Origin of the sequence: Prevotella sp. P4-67, from assembly GCF_002251325.1 — a bacterium.
GTDB lineage: Bacteria > Bacteroidota > Bacteroidia > Bacteroidales > Bacteroidaceae > Prevotella.
The window spans coordinates 1-19,117 of the sequence record NZ_NPJL01000019.1 but is presented as its reverse complement, the minus strand read 5'-3'; the positions used below and the strand labels follow the sequence as shown (position 1 = coordinate 19,117).

The window sequence follows — 19,117 nt, the reverse complement described above, 5'->3', positions numbered from 1 at the left end:
GATAAACCCCATAAGAGTATACCTTCTACGATAGCTTTCACCACCTGCACTTTACAAGGACACACCATAGATTCCCCCACCCATGCAGAGAGACACATATATAATAAGGTATATAGAGCATCTACACAGGTTCAGAATACGACGAGACTCATGCTCCATCCACCCCACACATCCAGAATGTGAACCACACCAGGTTGGCATTCTCGCCCCTTGGGGAGAGTTAGAGAGGGGCTTCCCCAAGCAGCTATTTTTTCACCGCTAAAGGCGGACTTTTTGAACGGCCGACGGCCGCTTTTTGAACCGTGATGGCTGTTGTCGTCATGCAATGCATGACATTGGTGATGACGGTGATGACAAGAAGGAAAACTTGTTTTCAGACCGGCGTCACCATCAGCCCCAATAAGGCGAAGCCGACAACAGCCACCACGGCTTTTTGTCTTTATCTCCATCCCTTAATAGTTAAAGCAAACAGAGGTAAAAACATGGAAACTCTCCCACAAGCACCACCATTTACAGCGTTGTCGACAGAACGGAGCTCTATCACACCACCCACCCCATCATTTCACCAATAACTATGCGTAACTCACCAAGTTAGCATTCTCGCCCCTTGGGGAGAGTTAGAGAGGGGCTTCCACAAGCAGCAGCAACGCTGTAGGTGTTGCGTTTCCCCAGCCCAGGGTTGCGGGCGAAAGCACGCTACCCTGGGTACACGCCCACCCCACCATCATGGCTACGCTGTAAGTGTTGCGCTTAGCCGAAGGCGTTACCCGCAGTGGGCAAACAACCCAAAGATTTCGGTATCAGACCGAATTTCGCTACAAAAGATTTTGGTATTAGGGCATAAATCCACAAAAAAGATTTTGGTATCAGACCGTATTTTGCCATAATAAATTTTGGTATCAGGGATTTTTCATGTAACTTTGAGGGCAAAAAGGGAATTATGTCAGATGTAATATTCAAGCGTAAAATCTATTCCAAACTAAAAGAATGGAAAGAGACCTCTAAAGGCAAAACAGCCTTGCTTTTAGAGGGAGCAAGGCGTATAGGTAAGTCTACCATTGTGGAAGAATTCGCTCAAAAGGAATACCGTTCATACATTTTGATAGACTTCAATGAAGCCTCAAAAGAAGTCAAGGGACTCTTTGACAACTTGATGGACATAGATTATATTTTTTTGTTCTTGCAGAATATTTATAAGACCACATTGTACGAAAGAGAGTCTGTGATAATCTTTGACGAAGTACAACAATGCCCTAAAGCTCGACAAGCAATCAAATACTTGATAAAGGATGGCAGATACGATTATATTGAAACAGGTTCCCTTATTAGTATTCGAAAGAATACCAAAGATATTAGCATACCCAGTGAGGAATATCGACTTGAGATGTTCCCAATGGACTATGAAGAGTTTCGATGGGCAATGAATGATGAGACAACAATGCCTCTGATGCACAAGTTCTTTGAAAAGAAAATGCCATTAGGCGATGGCTTAAATCGTCAGAAAATGCGCGAATTGAGATTGTATCTGTTGGTTGGAGGAATGCCACAAGCTATCAACGCCTATTTAGATACAAACAATTTGCAGCAAGTTGATATGATAAAACGACAGATTATACAACTGTATGCAGATGATTTTAGAAAAATAGACCCTACGGGGAAAATTTCGAAACTATTTATGGCTATACCCTCACAGCTAAGCCGTAATCTGTTGCGCTACCAACCTACACCTGTAATTGGAAAAACGGGCGCTGACAAAATCGACGAGATGATTCTTTGCCTGGAAGACAGCAAGACTGTCAACGTGGCTTATCATGCAGATGACCCCAATGTTGGAATGTCATTGACAGCCGATTATGGAAAATATAAATTATATATAGGTGATACAGGATTGTTTGTGACAATGGCATTTTGGGATAAGGATTTTACGGAAAATCTCATATACCAGAAACTGCTCAACGACAAATTGTCAGCCAATCTGGGATATGTATATGAAAATCTAATTGCACAAATGCTTCGTGCATCTGGCAACAAACTGTTTTACTATACCTTCCCCAAAGACGACACCCATTCTTATGAGGTAGACTTTCTCTTGTCGAGAGGCAACAAACTTTGCCCCATTGAAGTAAAATCGTCTGGATATAAAACTCATGCATCGTTAGATGCTTTCTGTCTCAAATATTCAGATAGAATAAACCAGCCATATCTACTTTATACGAAAGATTTTCATAAAGATGGGAACGTGCTGTTAGTGCCAGTTTATATGACCCCATTGCTATAAAGCTAAAAGTTCAATATAATCAACGCCGAACAGAAGGTGAGAGCGGCCACTTTAGGGAGAGTTAGAGAGGGGCTTCCACAAGCAGCAGCAACGCTGTAGGTGTTGCGTTTCCCCAGCCCAAGGTTGCGGGCGAAAGCACGCTACCCTGGGTCTACACCCTCTCCACCATCATGGCTACACTGTAGGTGTTGCGCTTAGCCGAAGGCGTTACCCGCAGTGGGCAAGCAACCCAAAGATACCCCAATTCGGGATAAGATAGCGATTAGTTGCATGTTAAGAGAGATACATGAATTCTCTTCCCATGCCATCAGACATGGGCTATATATAAAGAATCGAAAGAGATTATTCTGTCCTTAGAACAATGTAAGTTGCTTCGTGTCTTCGATGCAGTATCCTTGCAATGGCTTTGGCTTGTTATCAAAGAAACAATATGCTCCCAAGGCTGAAATAAGGTTCATGATAAAGTTGCTTACAGATCTATGGCGTGAATGTACAATCTGTGCCGTATTCTTCAGCATGTCGTTAATGGTTTCGATAATGTATCTCTTGCGCAGCATCATTCTGTCATAGAACGGCATCAGCTTGTTTTTCATGTTTACGCGCAACCCTGTCACCAGCTGTATTCCATCCTCAAAGAGGAAGTCAAACAGCTTCTGTGAAATATAGCCTTTGTCAGCGAACAGCTTGCCATACAAACGTTTAGCAAGAACCTTGAACACATTCGGGTCCTTGTCGCTGACATTTGCACCAGTAAGTACAAACGCTATTATCTCGCCTCTGTCATTGCACGCAAGGTGGAGCTTAAAGCCATGACACCAACCCATAGTTCCTTTTCCGTCAGTGGCAATTCCCTTGAATACCTTATTGGCATATCTCCTGAGATTATGGCATACGGGTATCATCGTGGAATCAACGAATGTTATGCCGGTACATCTTCCGAAAGCTCCCAGATTAAGGAAGAACATGAGCTGGAAGAACACGCGGCTTTCCAACTCCACAAAGCGGTTGTACGACACGGCTTTCGGAAAATAAGACTTCATCGTACCCTTAATAAAGAACAGGTAGTAGTGCTTGAAATTGCGGAATGTACCAAAATGAAAATACAACAGAATGGTCATGATTTCACTGTCGGACAACGATGCTGCACGCCGTCTACGCTTCACTCCGCTATTGTCTTCCAGCAAATTTCCTGCATTTTCTGCATCAAAATGTTTGCAAAACTCGTCTATAATACAAAATAATTCTGTAACTTTGTAATCGGTAGTCATATTAAATATTTTTGTAACTTGTTGTAAATCACCTATAAAGGTACAAAATATTTGTGAGACTACCAACTTTTTTATGAACAAAATCTTATCCCGAACTGGGGTAAAGATTTCAGTATCAGACCGAATTTCGCTACAACAGATTTTGGTATTAAGGCATAAATCCACAAAAAAGATTTTGGTATCAGGGTTTTTTCATTTTACAGCGTTGTCGCCAGAACAAAGCTCTATCACGCCTCACACCCCACCTTTTCACCAATAACTATACGTAACTCACCAGGTTAGCATTCTCGCCCCTTGGGGAGAGTTAGAGAGGGGCTTCCACAAGCAGCTATTTTTTCACCGCCAAAGGCGGACTTTTTGAACGGCCGACGGCCGCTTTTTGAACCGTGATGGCTGTTGTCGTCATGCAATGCATGACATTGGTGATGACGGCGAAGACAAGAAGGAAAACTTGTTTTCTGACTGGCGTCACCATCAGCCCCAAGAAGGCGAAGCCGACAACAGCCACCACGCCTTTTTGTCTTTATCTCCATCCCGTAATAGTTAAAGCAAACAGAGGATAAAAGACCTGGAAATATCCCCCCACAAGCACCACCATTTACAGCGTTGTCGCCAGAACGAAGCTCTATCACGCCTCACACCCCATCATTTCACCAATAACTATGCGTAACTCACCAAGTTAGCATTCTCGCCCCTTGGGGAGAGTTAGAGAGGGGCACCACAAGCAGCTGTTTTTTCACCGCTAAAGGCGGACTTTTTGAACGGCCGGTGGCCGCTTTTTGAACCGTGATGGCTGTTGTCGTCATGCAATGCATGACATTGGTGATGACGGTGATGACAAGAAGGAAAACTTGTTTTCTGACTGGCGTCACCAACAGCCCCAATAAGGCGAAGCCGACAACAGCCACCCCGGCTTTTTGTCTTTATCTCCATCCCTTAATAGTTAAAGCAAACAGAGGTAAAAACATGGAAACTCTCCCACAAGCACCACCATTTACAGCGTTGTCGCCAGAACGAAGCTCTATCACGCCACCCGCCCCATCATTTCACCAATAACTATGCGTAACTCACCAGGTTAACATTCTCGTCCCTTGGGGAGATTTAAAGAGGGGCTTCCACAAGCAGCAGCAACGCTGTAGGTGTTGCGTTTCCCCAGCCCAAGGTTGCGGGCGAAAGCACGCTACCCTGGGTACACGCCCCCCCCCACCATCATGGCAACGCTGTAAGTGTTGCGCTTAGCCGAAGGCGTTACCCGCAGTGGGCAAACAACCCAAAGATTTCTATATCAGACCGAATTTCGCTACAAAAGATTTTGGTATCAGGCGGTAATTTGCCATAATAAATTTTGGTATCAGGCTTTTTTTACCGCCAAAGGCGGACTTTTTGGACGGCCGACGGCCGCTTTTTGAACCGTGACGGCTGTTGTCGTCATGCGAAGCATAGCGTTGGAGGTATTGGTGACGACAAAGAGGAAAACTCGTTTCCCGTCAGGCGTCACCAACAACTCCAACAAGGCGAAGCCGCCAACAACCACAACGGCTTTTTGTGTCTATCACTTCCTTTAATAGATGTAGCAAATAGAGAACAAATGGCAAGGGACTTTTCCCTCAACCAGTTTCCGCGGGAACGTTCCACTATGCCTTTCGGACGCCCACAAGCAGCAGCCACTCAGAACCGAAGGTCACCGACGCTGTACGACGCGGAAAGATAATGTCGTTGCGTTTAGCCGAAGATGTCACCCGCAGTTGACCTGCTGTTTCATCTATAAATCTCAACACCTACAGCGAAGCCAAGAATAAGCGCGGAAATTCGGATGATTCCCAACGTATTGCGACCCACATAAACGCATAGAGCCGGACTCCCATACTATGGAAATCCGGCTCTATGCACCATTCTATTGGACACATATACGGCAACAACTATTCGTCGTCACCCGACTCATCCGCAAACAGCAGATGCACCCGCCGCTTATCGCTCAATTCTATCAGAAGCTGCATGTGCTCATCATCCAGTTTGCCGGCCTTCATCTGTTTCTTGTTATACTTCCACCAGTTCAGAAGGCCACGCTTATCCGCCTTCTTCTTATTGGGAAACTGCCCATGTTCCTCAACATAAGCCAATAGCTCCTTGTAGCTTTCCTGCCAATTGGCCTCACGCTTTGTCATATTCTCCATAATCTCTGCTTAAACACAGCAAAAGTAACAAGTTCCATCGACACCGCCAAATATACCGGCCACCTATTTATATATGTAGCACGAATTATCTGCAACCGCTCATCACTACAACGCAATTATTTCTCTAATGCTTCGAGAGCAGCTGCCGCATCTTCTTTGGCTATCTGCATACAACGAGCCACATACTCAGCACTTATCAATTGCATGGCTCCAGAACGATGCTCCATTTCTACAAAATCGCTTACCCGTTTTACCAATTCTTCCATAACATCCTTAATCACAACAATTATAACACCAAACGTAGAGAACTTAGGTTCAAGCTACAGCTTCCATTAATATTCTCACCGTTCGGTAAGAATAACCTTAAATGTTTGAAATATGAGTTTAATATCATACCAGAACGAATTGTGCTTCACGTACTCCAAATACAGTTTTATCTTCTCCTGCATGATTACATGAATGTAGTAATCTTCTGGATCTTCTGCCATTTCCATCAATTCATTCTCGTTACGGAACTTTATGCTTGCAGGATCAGTAATGCCAGGACGGACATCCAACACGTGCATCTGTTCTGGTGTCCAGTAATTCACATAGTGGCGCACTTCCGGACGCGGACCCACCAAACTCATGTCGCCAACAAATACATTTATTAACTGTGGTAGCTCATCAAACTTATATTTACGTATAAAATAACCGGAACGTGTCACGCGAGGGTCCCGACCGCCAATGGTCACCAACGAGCCCTTGTCCGCTCCTATACACATGGAACGGAACTTATATATTCGGAAATCCTTATTACCTCTTCCCACGCGCACTTGCCTATAAAAGACGGGACCTTTGGAATCCAGTTTAATCCATACCGCCAATATCAAAAACAACGGACTCAATACAATCAAGCCACACCCAGAAGCAACGATGTCAAATAGTCTTTTCATATATATAGGATAAAATAAGCCCGAAGTTCAAGATATTATACCTCTATCTTCGGGCTTTTGTATTAATTACAATTCAGATACTATCTCTACGAAATTATCAATCACATACTCCACATCCTCATCAGTCATTTTGGTATTCAGTGGCAGCGTAATCTCGTTCTCAAACGCATGGAAAGCATTGGGGAAATCCTTGATGTCAAACCCCAACTTCTTATAGGCCGTCATCATAGGCAGAGGCTTATAGTGTACATTGGTTGCAATACCCCGCTCTGCCATCTTTTCTATCACCTGGTTTGCTTCCTCACGCGTCTTGCCGAGCAGACGCACCAGATACAGATGGCCAGACGATGTATAGTCCTCGGTATAATGCTTCAGCACAGCCACATCAAGTCCCGCAAAAGCCTCATCATAACGACCTATCATCTGGCGGCGACGCGCCAGCATGCCCTCATAGCGGTCCATCTGAACCAGTCCGATAGCAGCCACCACATCAGTCATATTACACTTATACCATGTACCAATGATGTCATACTCCCAAGCGCCGAGTTTAGTCTTAGCTAATGCATCTTTGTTCTGTCCATGCAGACTCAACAGCTGCGCCTTACGATAAAGATTCTCATTCCAGGTCTCGCCCACTATCTCTGGCACACCGCTGAAGGTATTGTCCTCATTCTTGTCCAAATCTTTCACCACCAGCTCATTGCCGAACGGCAGATTCCACGACAGTGCACCACCCTCAGCAGTAGTCAGATTCTTCACGGCATGGAACGAGAACGATGAGAAGTCTGCTATCGAGCCCACCATCTTTCCCTTGCGCGAAGCACCAAAGGCATGGGCTGCATCGCAACAGATGGCAACACGGCCAAGCATCTTCTGCAAGTCAGTCTTAGGAGCGAAGATGTCCTTCTTGCGCTCCACTATCTCGAACAGACGGTCGTAGTCACAGGGAATACCGGCCAAATCAACAGGGATAATAGCCTTAGTATTAGGAGTCACGGCCTTCTCCACAGCGTCATAATCCATCTCGAGGCAATCCTTCTGCACATCGACAAAGACGAGCGTAGCCCCAACATGTTCTACCACCGAAGCACTTGCCGTATAGGTATAAGCAGGCACAATCACCTCATCACCTTCGCCTACGCCCAACAGCCTCAGCGCCATTTCAGCACAAGCCGTCTGCGAGTTCAGGCATACTGCCTTGTTCACACCCACATATTCGGCTACTTCCTTTTCCAACTTCTTTGTGCGCGGTCCGGTTGTTATCCAACCAGACAAAATGGCATCACGCACTTCTGCCGCCTCAGCCTCCGTCATATCCGGCGGAGAGAAAGGCACATTACGCAATTTCATTGTCATAATATGATTATAAATATCTAATTGTTCAAATTATTTGTTTGGATAATTTCGATTATCGCCGATTTATTTGTTTGGATAATTTCATTTTCCGGCGATTTATTTGTTTGGATAATTTCATTTTGTTATCTTTGCGACTGAAATACAGCAATTAACAAATTAGCAGAAATCGACTATCTTCTGCCATCGCATCTTAATATTCTTCCCATTGAAGTCAAAGCAGGAAACCAAGGTGGAATGAAAAGTCTGTGGGCTTTTATACTGAGAAGCATATCACCGAGGCCATCCGTTGCTCATTAGAGAATTTCAGAGAGTTTTGTTATACTCATAAAGAAGGTAAAGATACCGTTCGTCATGTCAACATATTCCCTCTATATGCTGTTTCGCAGATAATATAATCTACAGCATCTGAAACTATGTAAACTATTCCACATAGTCCAATTTCGCATTCAAGCCATCCACCTTACTTTCGGCCGACCTGCGTCTCTTAACCTCATCCTAAATGGGTATCTGTGTGCCATTTGTGGAATATATTATAAAGAACTTTGTTACTTGAGAACTAAGGCATTGCCTCCGTCTATCACTGGAAATAGAACCTTTCCAAATCTTCACTGCCATACATAAGTCAATGTGCAAATTCAGAATCGAAGATACTTCTTCCTAATATAAGCCCTAATTTGAGTGCTTACCGCTATTCTTTTCTTCTTAAGAAACCATACACAAACTGCCACACATAACCTATCATATTATAGTGTGCCACATCTTTGTATTTCCATGAATGTCTGAATGCATTGCCGATAACATGCCGACGCTGATACCATTGTCCTTTGCCACGATTGTAAATAAAAGAATCATCATACAAAGCACTATCTATAGCCCTTTCGGCAAACTCGCTATCAGTAAAAATAGTTTTGTCATGCAATTCCACACCAAGATAATTTACGGCAATAGAATTAAGCACATCTACAAATCCATCCAATCTGAATCTTTTGCATAGCGAATAAAAGCCCATCCACTCCACCTTATCTTGATTAGCTTTAATCCAACAAGCCCAATCCACAAAATGCCGCAGATTAATACCTTCTACCAGAAAATGCGTCAATGAATGATAAAGCATAAACAACCCCTCGGCCTCAACGGGCAACACATAAATGTCAGTTCCTTCCAATCTTTCAAGTTGACTGCTATTCTTTACAGCCTCAACCATGTATTTATGCAGAGCCAAATCCGTACCACCACGACGGGCTGAAGTAAAGTACCGGTGGTTCTCGATTGTCAGATTCCTATAACCAATATGCGAATGTTTGTACCATCCATCCTCCACCATCATACCTTTATCACGAGCTATCTCATTTCCCTGCCTATAAGCACAGTTTCCATGTGCATCCGTCAAATAGCAGTCAAAGTCTCCAAACTCCCTATGTGCTGGCTTAGGATAATATCTACCATGAGCCAATCCTTTGAAAACGATAGTTTTAATATCATGTTCCTTCCAGAGTTCCACAAGTTTCTTTACCCAATCTGTATATTGCGCATTCCTTTTCTCCACAAATACCGTCTGGGCATACCATTGCATCAATGTCATGCGATCAGGAAAAGAATAGCAAGTCGCATCATCTTGCCTCAATATTTCCAATGCCTCATACGCCAGCCCGCGCACACCTTGCACTTGTGAAAGATTCATTACACTCTGCCAATCCACATTATTTATCATATCACACGCTCGTCCATTTATGGCAATATCCAACAAGCGCAATAATGTTTCAGCAGACTTATCCATTATGGTCCTATTCATTGTCTCTTTACATACCACATCTTCTTCCAGCCATTACCCACGACATTCATCAATGTCCAAAATGTTGCCATCACAGGATTCATCTCTTCTGCCACATGAAACAAAGGATAATGTGCCCATATACGTTTCCATAATGGCTTAGGGGTAATGCTCACCTGACGGCGACGATACTTTGCCAAGTTCTCCCTCAACAAATAGCAAGGAGCTCTTCTGACAACTTTCAGCCACAGAGCTGTATCATTATTCTTACGTACATCCTTTATCTGCACCAGTCCTATCCTTTCTCTGTCGTACATCACAGCCAAGCATCCTGGCCAGCAGCACATAAACATAGCCAACTTGCTTACTTTCTTAATGCCCGACACATACACACCCAAGTCTTTGCCGTCCTCGCTCATCTCCGTATATTCATGATAAGAGAAGGCATAGCCATTCTCCGACATAAACTTCAGTTGATGCTCCAATTTCTCAGGCAACCACAAGTCATCCGAATCAAGGAAGGCGATCCAGCGTCCCCTTGCCCTACGCAAAGCATTATTGCGGGTTATTGCAGCCCCAGAATTCTGGGTATTACATTCATACTTTATACGATTGTCCCTCTCAATAAACGGCTTTACAACTTCCTGCGTATTATCCTTAGAGCAATCATCTTGTATCAGCAGCTCCCAATTCTGGTAAGTCTGGCTCTGTATGCTTTTGATTGTTTCAGCAATGAAGTCTGCACACGCCCAAGTGGGAGTGATGATAGACACTAATCCATAATCTTGCATAATACAATTCCTTATCCCTTTATTTACTTCTTCTTCAAAGGGAAATCATTTATACTGAACTTCTCACCAAGCATCTTGTTGAATTCTGGAGTATAGAAGTCCATGAATCCACCCTGCGAGGTGAAGGTCAATTCGCCAAAGTATATTTTTCCATCTATATTGTATAGGTCAACACGAAGTTCAGGAAAACCCTTTGACAGTTTTTCTGCTATCTCCACCATTTTATCGAAGTTTTTAGGCTTAGGAATAATGTCTCCTCTCAGATAGTCTGAATTAAATACAGAAAATTCTGGATGTGCTTGCCAGTCCATGTCGTATGTCATCACATGAGCACTGTTGCCACCAGCACTACGGTCATTGCATATCCATGTGTAGTAGCACTTACCATTAAAACACCACATCTTATAGTCAGTCAACGATGTAGCACCCTTTTCTAATGGCAACACCTCTTCTGCTATAACACAAGGCTTCATATTCTTGTAATGAGGTTCTGCATGAAGCGCACCGATATTCTTGCGACTCAACCATTCCCCTATCATTTCTATATACTCAGCCTTCTTCTTTGGAGTGAGCTCCGATTTACGTATAATCTTGTTTGTTCCCTTGCCGTCACCATTGTTTGCCTTAATGATAAAAGTATCAGGTAGCACATCAAAGTTCACTTCCTCTTTCTTATACCAAGTGGCATAGAGCTTCACCAATGTGTCACCCAGACCTATTTTCTCCACATAGTCACGCACCGTTCGCTTGTCAGCCAATTCTGTCCATCTTGTAGTGTCAGAATAAAGTTTCGCCCACAATATTTTCTCATTCAATGTCTGAGGGTTCTTAAGGTTTAGCGGTTCCTTGAACACGTAGCGATAACGAATTTTCAACAAAGTCTCAGGAAAGTGATTACCCATAAACTCTGTAAACTTAATCAACGGCCAGAACATAATTCTGCCTGATTTGCTTAATGTTGGATGAAATGCCATACTATATTGTTTTTTTATTTTTTCAAAAATCTTCTTTTTATAAAGTCCTTCAACAGACAGTTTCCCAATGCAGGATGTTTAATCATATTATTGATAATATATCTGTGATTGGCTTTTCTATAAGCAGCATAGTTCCTACTTATTTCCGCATGATACTGTTCTGAGTTATCTTCTTTCTTAAGAACTTCATTCAAGTAGCCAAATCGCCATTCTGCAGGTATCTTTGATTCTTCTACTACAACAGGAGTACTGTCATTCTCGATATATATATATTCTACGCTTGGCTGTTTCGTGTCAAGGTCAAACTTTACTATAGCACCTATTTTTGTAGGTTCCCAAGCCATCTCAAAAACAAAGTTTCCAAGTGAGTAGAATATGTATTTACCATTATATTCCTCATATCCTTGAAGCACATGAGGATGCATACCTATTATAAGGTCAAAACCGATGTCAATCAACCAATGGGCAAACTTCTTTTGTGCAGACGATGGACGGTTTATGTACTCATTTCCCCAATGAATGTAGAGCACTTTGAATGCGTCCACTGGTAATGACTTCAGTTCTTTTTCTATTTCCTTATATTCAGGATTATACCAATATGAAGGCTCATCCGTAAAATCATCAATGCGAAAACAAAGACCTGTAAACGATACCGATTTTCCTTGATGATTCATTACAACAGACTTCTGTTTATTTGCTCCAAAACATTTTGAGCCATATCCGCATATAGCATCAAATGTCTGTTGGTACGCTTCTTTGCCATGCTGCATTGCATGATTGTTGGCAAGACCATACACATCAAAGTGATTAAGATTTTGCAAAACTCTTGGCTGTACCCTAAACACCTCTCCTGCAAAGCCTACATTTTCTGTCACATTTGATGCCACTCCTTCGAAGTTGCCAACCCAAAGATCATTAGCATTTCTTTCAAGCTTACGGAAAGGGTCAAAACCATTGGCAATTCTGGTACCAATACCAAAACCTGCATTGAAATACCAATCGGTTAGATTTATATCTCCAGTGAATACTAACATATTATAGATATTTTTTTAGAACATTCCAAGCTACTTCTTCAGAGTATTTATCAGCTTCTTTATATGCAGCTTTCTTCATATAATTCAGTTTGTTTCTGTCTTTATACAGACTTAAAATAGAATTGTTAAAAACTTCTTGGTTATTTTCGAATGGTACAATAACACCTGTATTTCCATCAGAAACAAACTCATGCGAATGTTTCCATTCTGTCACAATAACTGGAATTCCAGATATATACGCATCCAAAATACTACCGGGAAATCCCTCAGTGTAATATTTTGTTGGCAGAAGCATCACATCATATCGTTTTAACGTTTCATGTATCTTTTCTGGAGCTAAAAGCCCTCTATAAGAAACAATATCATTGTTCGCTTCCACTTTGCTTAAGAAATCATCTTTATCTTCAAGAGCGATTCCTCCATAGAATGTAATGCTGCTATTGGGGCAATTATTTCTAATGAAGTTGAGAGAGTTAAATATTACGTCATACCCTTTCATCTTATTTACACGGGCCATAAATACTAATCTCAAACCCTTCTCATTAGTAATTTCTTGAATTGTCCTTTCATATTTACGAAAATTAGGAAAAACTTCTGAATTTATAAAACCACACATGCTTATCAAATCATCGTTCACCTTTATCATCTCTGGTAGAAAGGCCTTTATTTTTTTGCTCATATTCATCTGTTTTGGATGAGATCTGAACTTTTTGCTTCCTAAAAAATACTCTACTTGCCATCCTCCTATACATATACTAATAATGTCAAATCTGAATATCTTAGACATATAGTAAAAGAGAGGAAACAAGATAGTGAGATTATTCAAACAAGGCAGAATTATCAACGTGTTGCAAGTTATAAGCCTATACAACATTACAAATCCTAACCATGGCTTTTTCCTTAGCGTTAAAGTATCTATATATGAATGCTCGCCTTCATGTTTCTTTTGAAGAAGGTTATATACATTCCTCGTTTTTATCGTTTGTCCATCAAGTTGGTTGTTTTCATAACCAAATGCCCCGATAACTAAAACTTTATTCATTTTCTATATTTTATTATTTTAGCAGGCACACCACCTACAATAGCAAAAGCTTGTACGTCTTTTGTGTCAACTGCTCCAGCTCCGATTACGGCTCCATCGCCTACTTTTACACCAGGCATGATAATAACCCTCATTCCTATCCAAACATCATTTCCAATGATAACCTCAGCTTCACGCATACCTTGTCTGCCCATCGGAATATCTGTCCGCTCTATGTTATGAGTATGAGTAAGAATAGTTACATCTGGCCCCATCATTACATTATTACCTATTTTAAGCGGACCATGCACCGAGCAATTGACACCAAGTCCACTACCAGAACCTATACAAATACTCCCCCCATTTGCAAAATGGGCACCACTTTCAATATTTACATTATCACCACATTTATCAAAAATGGGACGACAGATTACACGTCTGATTTTTCTGGCCCAGTGTGTCATCGGACTTGTTGATGCAGGCAAATACTTTGCAAATCCGTAATATGCAACCAAGCATAAGAGTTTCTTTATTTTCATACTATTTATTCTACTATATTATTAACATACCCCTCTGTTGCCCAATCCCTATGCTTGATAATGCAAGGATTGCCAAATACTTCGGAATGTGAAGGTATATCTATATTTACAAAACTATTGGGAGCTATCATGACATCATCGCCTATAGTAACATTTCCTACGATAGCCGAATTGATGCCTATCCACACTCTATCACCGATAGTAGGATAACCTTTGCGGCTTCCTCTGTTCACTTGACCGATGACAACTCCCTTGTGGATATTGCAGTTGCGTCCTATCTTTGCTCTGCAATTGATGGTGATGTTATAGGCATGGCCCAAATATAAGCCCCCCCCAATCTGCTGACTTGCAGATATTTCCAACCCTCTACGGTTTGCCCATATTCGGAATAAAGCCTTATATATAAGTTTCAATGGAGCAAAGGAGGCTAACGAGGCCTTGCGATAGAGAAAAAGGAAAATTCTGATATATGTCTCGGGCTTACCTCTATAACGAGCAATATCAGCATTATATAATTCATTGAATTTACTCATAACATATTATTTATTAAATAGTTTTTATCTGATTCAAAAACATTTTGGTGTATGAAACTGCTCCTATTGTATTCATGTGCGTAGGATCATTGAAGAACTCTTTATGTTCAACAAAATCAGGCAACTGAGAGTTGTTTAAGAACAATGCACCATACATATTACATATCTTCTGCATTTCCACGGCTGACTTATTGTTCATATCGCAAACTCTATACATTGGAGAGTCTACAACTACAACTTTTACACCTTTTTCTTTTGCACGTGAAAGCGTTGCCTTGAAACGTTCTACCTTTGTCTTGCTCAATTCCGTACAATTCAGCTCCACCTGTTTCAATTCCAATTGTTTCTTCAACTTCTTAGGTTGCAGAGGTAAATAGCCTTTTTCTGTCTCGTCCACAAATGAGCTTCGTCCACGATAGCGCATTAATATGCGATGAATAATAGAATTGTATTGGTATAACCGGCTATTTAGCCTTGCATATTCTGTCCATGGCAACTCTTCTTGAATGGCAGATGTTACCCACGGATTTTTCTCGTAATATTGATAAAGATTCTCCAAAGGATCATCAAAGCCATCAAATAAGTATTCTGTTCCATTCTCCCATATAATCAATTTAGGAGTATAGCGATCAAGAATAGAATTCACCACACAACAATTATAACTAAAGAAGCAACCGTCACGGGCAACATTGTATGCAGGCATACCTAACGAATCTTCTATTATCTGAGTGACATAATGATGTGCAGCACGTGACGAACCAACTATAACAACTGGTGTGTGTACATCGTTAAGCGAGTAATATGTCTTTCCAGTATCACCTTGATTGCTTATTTGTGGCAGCATCCAATCCATCACTTTACCAATTGTCACATCTACTACAGTAACCATTGTCAGTACTACTAAAACTGCAACACAAAATTTTGACAAACCTTTCTTCATAATGGTCTTAGAATTGGAAATAAATGAAAGAACCGCCATTGAGCACACCAAACGCCAATATATAAACCACCAGCAATACGACAGTAGCATAGCGCACCGCCATAAAACGAGAACTGAGCAGATGAATGTTCAATCGCTTCTCCTCGATGAAATCATAGATGAATACGATCGCCATCGCAATGAAGGCCATCAGGAATATATTGGTGTCGACAAACGGACTCCCCGGTTCCGTAAATAGCTTGTTAAAGATCATCTTCACATCTCTCAGGTCACTCACACGAAAGAAAATCCAAGCGAAATTAACGATGGCGAAGGTCATCATCCAACGCAGGAGATTCGCCATAGAAAAACCGTCCGCAACATTCTTAATCTTGTCACCATATATTATCCGTTCAATTACCATACAAGCTCCATGCATCGCTCCCCATATAATAAAGGTATAGGCAGCACCATGCCAGAGACCGCTCACCGTAAAGACAATCATCGTGTTGAGTATCCATCGGGCTTTGCTGCAACGGTTGCCACCGAGAGGGAAATAGATATAGTCACGAAACCAAGTAGTAAGCGAGATATGCCACCTGCGCCAGAAATCCGTTACGGTCTTTGCGAAATACGGACGGATGAAGTTTGTCTGTAGTTCAATGCCAAGGAGCCGTCCACTACCGATAGCCATCAGCGAATAGCCTGCAAAGTCGGCATATATCTGTATGGTGTACATTATCGATGTGAAAAGAAGCGTAGTGCCATTATGTTGTGCTATGTTGGCATAAACAGCATCCACATATATTCCTAAACGGTCTGCAAGACATAATTTCATTACCCCCCCAGTAGCAAAATTTTGCATGCACTTACAGCCTTATCGTAATCAAAGCTCCGCTTCTTGAAGTACTGAGGCAACTGCTTCTGCGCCCTACTGATAGGACCGCTCAAGATGCTTGGGAAGAACATCACGTAAGCGAGATAAGCCAACACATCCCGAGTTGGTTCTACCTTCCGTTGATACACATCTATACTGTAACTCAAAGCCGTAAACGTATAGAAGCTGATGCCCACAGGCAGCAGAATCTTCAATGTATGCACGTTTATCTCTGTACCAAACAGCGAGAACGCATCAGCAAACGACTGCACAAAGAAGTTGAAATACTTGAAGAAAAACAGGATTCCGATATTAAGTACTATCGCACCTACATTGATCCGCTTGCGCTTTTTTTCGTCGGCAGTACTGCCCATCCATATTCCTGCAAAGTAGGTGGAGAAGGCAGTGATGAGCAGCAGCCCGAGAAACCGCCAGTCCCACCAACCGTAAAACACGAGGCTTGCCGCCACTATAAGTCCGTTCTGGAGCGTCTTGCTTCCACGGCACACTGTCCAGTAGAGGATGAATACTACTGGAAGGAAAATCAAATATTCAAGAGATTGGAAAGTCATAAATTCGAATTACAGTTTATCGATCAACTCCACATACGCTTTCAAAAACGCCTCTTCCGTGTTGCGCTCCAGACAGAGTTGGCGATTTCGTAATCCCATCTGCCTGCATTCTTCTGGTGAAAGGTTGATAATTTGCCTAATGGCTTTCACTATATCTTCTGCTTTTTCCGGATTGAATAGGAATCCATTGATGCCCTCTTCGACGATATAGGGATTCTCATAGACATTGCTGCAAATTACGGGCAAGCCACAAGACATAGCCTCTGCCACCACATTCGGATATCCCTCGAACAAACTTGGAAGACAGAAAATATCCGACTTACGGTATTCCTCTTCAATCTTCTGATTGGGGTTATGAAGTGTAAGGTAACCCGCAATATCAAGCAAATGGTATTCTTTCTCCACCTCGGCATAGTAGGCTGCATTATGCTTTTTGTCGCCATACCAGTCAAAGTGAACCTTCAAGCCCATCTCCTTGATCATACGAATGGCCTTCATATAAGTCAGTACATTCTTCTGTTGTGTGTAACGAGCCACAGTTATTATCCTCGGCACATCGTTTTGAGCAGGAACCTCGGAAGGCGTGAAACGCTTGACATCCACGAAATTGATAATTGGATGAACCTTGGAAGCAAGAAACGGAAAGTTTTTGCGAATAAACTCTCCTTGACTGTGAGAATTGGGTACAATAGCATCCGCCATCCGATACAAGTTGAATTGTATCTTGTCGCTTCGCGTAATGCCAGTATTATTATTCCGTTCGGACACAATCAATTTGGTTTTGAACAACAATTTTGCCAAGCACATCGTCTGATTCACGGAAGGCAAATAGGAGATTACAACATCCGGCTTATACCGTCTGACGTATCTCGCCGTTTTGAGCACACGTGTCTTTTTGTCCCATAGCTCTCGAACCAATTCATAGTCCACCCCATGCTGGCGCAGATAAGGCTCATAAAACTGGTTCTCCACGTAAGTAATCAACCGGCAAGGATATCCCGCTTTCGTCAGCATCACCGCCAAACCACATATCTGCCGCTCAGCTCCACCAGAGCCGAGGTTTTCAGTTATTAAGAGGATTCGTTTCATATCTTTTGTAGTGGATTTCTTAAATAATAGTACTCAGACATGATATATGCATAAAGAATATACGCCCACTTGGCTGTAAGTAACTGTCCAGAGAGGATACAAGCAAGCATAGGAATACACATCAGACCTACCATCAACAATCTCTTTTCTTTAAATAAAATCCAAGATTCCTTGCCAATCTTCCACCAAAATATTAGCCATAAGATTAAGCCTATTATTCCAGTGTAAATTAATAATTCCATGACCACATTGTGAGGACTGAAACCATAAGTTACTCCTCCAATGATTGAGATATGATTTAACGCTGTCTTGGCCACATTAACGTATCCAGTCTGCCCATACCCCCAAATAGGAGATTCAAACACGTAAGGTGTTAAAGATTCTGTAATCTTGTCACGACCTGAACTATTACCTTCTTCTACTGTTGTAGTAAGTCGTTCGATTAATATAGAATCACTATCTACTAATTTGTTAAATGCGTATGAACAACATACAATACCCAAAATGATGAAAGCAATTTTTCCCAATGCAGATTTTGTAGGATAAAATCCTATAATAGCAATAACGGACAACGCAAAAATCAAAAATGCAGTACGTGAACCCGTTGCAAATAGTAATCCAACTATTGGAATGAATGCTAAAATAAACAACAAACGGAATTTCTTTAATTTCAATTCGTCATTTAATATAAAACCATTCAAAATGACAATAGAAGATAGCCCCATATAGATTCCTAGGGCATTTGGATTTTCTCCAAACATCACCAATCGCAAATCCTCGCCTATCTCAATGCCAATACCTAAAGCAAAGAAAACAGACATGAGAATCCCTCCAAATGCCATTCCATACATACAATAAGATAATGCTTTCCTGTCAATCAGACTATGCACAAGTAGAAAAAGCATCAAAATAAAGCACATAAACATTGAGAATGGAAATACGGGAGTATTATAGCCACATTTATTTAAAATATTTACAAATGTAAA

19 protein-coding genes are annotated in these 19,117 nt (G+C 41.8%); 1 reads left to right on the top strand and 18 read right to left on the bottom strand.

Going from position 1 to position 19,117, the window contains the following annotated elements:
* The first annotated feature begins 940 nt into the window (after nt 1–940).
* A complete protein-coding gene (locus CIK92_RS03120; RefSeq protein ID WP_094388138.1) occupies nt 941–2,278 on the top strand; it encodes an ATP-binding protein in 1,338 nt (445 codons plus the stop codon).
* Nucleotides 2,279–2,631: 353 nt separating this feature from the next.
* Here the strand turns inward: CIK92_RS03120 and CIK92_RS03115 are convergent, their stop codons facing one another.
* The 18 genes from CIK92_RS03115 to CIK92_RS03035 form a co-directional block, all read right to left on the bottom strand.
* Nucleotides 2,632–3,546 carry an IS982 family transposase gene (locus CIK92_RS03115; protein ID WP_094388155.1) on the bottom strand — a complete coding sequence of 305 codons (915 nt, stop codon included), beginning with the start codon at nt 3,544–3,546 and terminating at the stop codon, nt 2,632–2,634.
* Between the two features lie 328 nt (nt 3,547–3,874).
* Nucleotides 3,875–4,057: a hypothetical protein gene (locus CIK92_RS03110; protein WP_094388137.1), complete on the bottom strand. Its 183-nt coding sequence runs from the start codon at nt 4,055–4,057 to the stop codon at nt 3,875–3,877.
* Between the two features lie 1,408 nt (nt 4,058–5,465).
* Nucleotides 5,466–5,720 carry a helicase associated domain-containing protein gene (locus CIK92_RS03105; protein ID WP_094388136.1) on the bottom strand — a complete coding sequence of 85 codons (255 nt, stop codon included), beginning with the start codon at nt 5,718–5,720 and terminating at the stop codon, nt 5,466–5,468.
* A gap of 116 nt (nt 5,721–5,836) precedes the next feature.
* The gene (locus CIK92_RS13660) at nt 5,837–5,986 is read right to left on the bottom strand and encodes a hypothetical protein (protein ID WP_158214725.1); all 150 of its coding nucleotides are present in this window, start codon (nt 5,984–5,986) and stop codon (nt 5,837–5,839) included.
* Between the two features lie 75 nt (nt 5,987–6,061).
* A complete protein-coding gene (locus CIK92_RS03100; RefSeq protein WP_094388135.1) occupies nt 6,062–6,655 on the bottom strand; it encodes a sugar transferase in 594 nt (197 codons plus the stop codon).
* 66 nt (nt 6,656–6,721) lie between these two features.
* Entirely contained in the window at nt 6,722–8,011 is a 1,290-nt protein-coding gene (locus CIK92_RS03095; protein ID WP_094388134.1) for a DegT/DnrJ/EryC1/StrS aminotransferase family protein, read from the bottom strand.
* Nucleotides 8,012–8,699: 688 nt separating this feature from the next.
* Nucleotides 8,700–9,788 (bottom strand): nucleotidyltransferase family protein, encoded by a 1,089-nt coding sequence (locus CIK92_RS03090; protein WP_158214724.1) that lies wholly within the window; start codon nt 9,786–9,788, stop codon nt 8,700–8,702.
* Between the two features lie 11 nt (nt 9,789–9,799).
* Complete coding sequence (locus CIK92_RS03085; protein WP_094388132.1) at nt 9,800–10,573, bottom strand: glycosyltransferase family 2 protein; 774 nt, start codon at nt 10,571–10,573, stop codon at nt 9,800–9,802.
* Between the two features lie 23 nt (nt 10,574–10,596).
* Nucleotides 10,597–11,547: an ATP-grasp fold amidoligase family protein gene (locus CIK92_RS03080; protein WP_094388131.1), complete on the bottom strand. Its 951-nt coding sequence runs from the start codon at nt 11,545–11,547 to the stop codon at nt 10,597–10,599.
* 14 nt (nt 11,548–11,561) lie between these two features.
* Nucleotides 11,562–12,581, bottom strand: coding sequence for a CapA family protein (locus CIK92_RS03075; protein ID WP_094388130.1), 1,020 nt, complete (start codon nt 12,579–12,581; stop codon nt 11,562–11,564).
* 1 nt (nt 12,582) lies between these two features.
* Entirely contained in the window at nt 12,583–13,623 is a 1,041-nt protein-coding gene (locus tag CIK92_RS03070) for a glycosyltransferase family 4 protein (RefSeq protein ID WP_094388129.1), read from the bottom strand.
* A complete protein-coding gene (locus tag CIK92_RS03065; protein ID WP_094388128.1) occupies nt 13,620–14,141 on the bottom strand; it encodes a DapH/DapD/GlmU-related protein in 522 nt (173 codons plus the stop codon). The genes CIK92_RS03070 and CIK92_RS03065 overlap by 4 nt, the downstream gene beginning before the upstream one ends.
* Before the next feature lie 5 nt (nt 14,142–14,146).
* Nucleotides 14,147–14,674: a serine acetyltransferase gene (locus tag CIK92_RS03060; RefSeq protein WP_094388127.1), complete on the bottom strand. Its 528-nt coding sequence runs from the start codon at nt 14,672–14,674 to the stop codon at nt 14,147–14,149.
* Between the two features lie 13 nt (nt 14,675–14,687).
* Nucleotides 14,688–15,614 (bottom strand): hypothetical protein, encoded by a 927-nt coding sequence (locus tag CIK92_RS03055; protein ID WP_144289318.1) that lies wholly within the window; start codon nt 15,612–15,614, stop codon nt 14,688–14,690.
* A gap of 7 nt (nt 15,615–15,621) precedes the next feature.
* Nucleotides 15,622–16,431 carry an MBOAT family protein gene (locus tag CIK92_RS03050; RefSeq protein WP_158214723.1) on the bottom strand — a complete coding sequence of 270 codons (810 nt, stop codon included), beginning with the start codon at nt 16,429–16,431 and terminating at the stop codon, nt 15,622–15,624.
* Nucleotides 16,431–17,018, bottom strand: a complete 588-nt coding sequence (locus CIK92_RS03045; RefSeq protein WP_144289317.1) for a hypothetical protein — start codon at nt 17,016–17,018, stop codon at nt 16,431–16,433. The genes CIK92_RS03050 and CIK92_RS03045 overlap by 1 nt, the downstream gene beginning before the upstream one ends.
* A 33-nt stretch (nt 17,019–17,051) precedes the next feature.
* The gene (locus CIK92_RS03040; RefSeq protein ID WP_094388123.1) at nt 17,052–18,131 is read right to left on the bottom strand and encodes a glycosyltransferase family 4 protein; all 1,080 of its coding nucleotides are present in this window, start codon (nt 18,129–18,131) and stop codon (nt 17,052–17,054) included.
* Nucleotides 18,128–19,117: O-antigen ligase (locus CIK92_RS03035; protein ID WP_094388122.1), on the bottom strand; the 990-nt coding region annotated here is incomplete at its 5' end. The genes CIK92_RS03040 and CIK92_RS03035, both read right to left, overlap by 4 nt.

What these genes read in the sequence shown, in the direction of transcription:
- CIK92_RS03120 (WP_094388138.1), top strand. Translation starts at nt 941, where the DNA reads ATGTCAGATGTAATATTCAAGCGTAAAATCTATTCCAAACTAAAAGAA.
- CIK92_RS03115 (WP_094388155.1), bottom strand. Translation starts at nt 3,546, where the DNA reads ATGACTACCGATTACAAAGTTACAGAATTATTTTGTATTATAGACGAG.
- CIK92_RS03105 (WP_094388136.1), bottom strand. Translation starts at nt 5,720, where the DNA reads ATGGAGAATATGACAAAGCGTGAGGCCAATTGGCAGGAAAGCTACAAG.
- CIK92_RS13660 (WP_158214725.1), bottom strand. Translation starts at nt 5,986, where the DNA reads ATGGAAGAATTGGTAAAACGGGTAAGCGATTTTGTAGAAATGGAGCAT.
- CIK92_RS03100 (WP_094388135.1), bottom strand. Translation starts at nt 6,655, where the DNA reads ATGAAAAGACTATTTGACATCGTTGCTTCTGGGTGTGGCTTGATTGTA.
- CIK92_RS03095 (WP_094388134.1), bottom strand. Translation starts at nt 8,011, where the DNA reads ATGACAATGAAATTGCGTAATGTGCCTTTCTCTCCGCCGGATATGACG.
- CIK92_RS03090 (WP_158214724.1), bottom strand. Translation starts at nt 9,788, where the DNA reads ATGGATAAGTCTGCTGAAACATTATTGCGCTTGTTGGATATTGCCATA.
- CIK92_RS03085 (WP_094388132.1), bottom strand. Translation starts at nt 10,573, where the DNA reads ATGCAAGATTATGGATTAGTGTCTATCATCACTCCCACTTGGGCGTGT.
- CIK92_RS03080 (WP_094388131.1), bottom strand. Translation starts at nt 11,547, where the DNA reads ATGGCATTTCATCCAACATTAAGCAAATCAGGCAGAATTATGTTCTGG.
- CIK92_RS03075 (WP_094388130.1), bottom strand. Translation starts at nt 12,581, where the DNA reads ATGTTAGTATTCACTGGAGATATAAATCTAACCGATTGGTATTTCAAT.
- CIK92_RS03070 (WP_094388129.1), bottom strand. Translation starts at nt 13,623, where the DNA reads ATGAATAAAGTTTTAGTTATCGGGGCATTTGGTTATGAAAACAACCAA.
- CIK92_RS03065 (WP_094388128.1), bottom strand. Translation starts at nt 14,141, where the DNA reads ATGAAAATAAAGAAACTCTTATGCTTGGTTGCATATTACGGATTTGCA.
- CIK92_RS03060 (WP_094388127.1), bottom strand. Translation starts at nt 14,674, where the DNA reads ATGAGTAAATTCAATGAATTATATAATGCTGATATTGCTCGTTATAGA.
- CIK92_RS03055 (WP_144289318.1), bottom strand. Translation starts at nt 15,614, where the DNA reads ATGAAGAAAGGTTTGTCAAAATTTTGTGTTGCAGTTTTAGTAGTACTG.
- CIK92_RS03050 (WP_158214723.1), bottom strand. Translation starts at nt 16,431, where the DNA reads ATGAAATTATGTCTTGCAGACCGTTTAGGAATATATGTGGATGCTGTT.
- CIK92_RS03040 (WP_094388123.1), bottom strand. Translation starts at nt 18,131, where the DNA reads ATGAAACGAATCCTCTTAATAACTGAAAACCTCGGCTCTGGTGGAGCT.